Source organism: Mycobacterium sp. UM_Kg1, assembly GCF_000972925.1.
Taxonomy (GTDB): domain Bacteria; phylum Actinomycetota; class Actinomycetes; order Mycobacteriales; family Mycobacteriaceae; genus Mycobacterium; species Mycobacterium hiberniae.
In genome coordinates this window covers 1-580 of sequence record NZ_JRMK01000337.1, presented here as the reverse complement: position 1 = coordinate 580, position 580 = coordinate 1, and the positions used below count along the sequence as shown (strand labels likewise).

Here is a 580-nt window from a genome sequence, read left to right as displayed (position 1 = left end):
CTCCGGCGGCGCCTCCACCGTGATCGCACCCCGATCCACCGGCGGCACCGGCAACCGACGACGCGCCTCAAAAATCAAACGACTCATCGGGTCTCTCCCCCGTTAGCAGCGGTACCCAGCTCAGTGGTGGCGCGACGGCCCGGACTCGGATCCGGCGCCAACCCGTCATGCGCCAACAACGCATCAGCACGCGACAACGTAGGTCCGAGGGCGAACTGCGACAGCACCGACCACGGCACGGCCAACGCCGGCTCACTCAGCCCGAGGGCGGAGACCGTGTCACCGTCACCGCCGGCGCTGCCGGCCTCGGTGTTGATGCCGTACCGCACACCGGTGTCGGAGATCCAGAACAGCGGGCCGGCTTTCGCATCGGCCGTGGGATCGCTGCTGACGCTCTGGACGAAGTACCCCGTTCCGGGTGTCAGGGCGACGCGGGCCGCGGTGCCGCCCACCCCGGCGCCCACCAGATCCAGGGTGCGCACACCCTCACGCAACGGCAGCGTCGAACCCGACAGCAACGTCAACGAACTGGTGCTCGCCCCCGCGGGCTTACTCCACTGCGCGCACGTCACCGGCGCCG

At 70.0% G+C, this 580-nt stretch carries 2 protein-coding genes; both read right to left on the bottom strand.

All coding sequences use genetic code 11. The annotated features are described in order from the left end of the window. On the bottom strand, positions 1 to 87 hold an 87-nt coding region (locus tag LI92_RS24690), incomplete at its 3' end, for a hypothetical protein (RefSeq protein WP_502691494.1). Beyond that, positions 84 to 580, bottom strand: a 497-nt coding sequence (locus LI92_RS21430; protein WP_046322605.1) for a type VII secretion protein EccB, incomplete at its 5' end; no start/stop codon positions are given. The genes LI92_RS21430 and LI92_RS24690, both read right to left, overlap by 4 nt.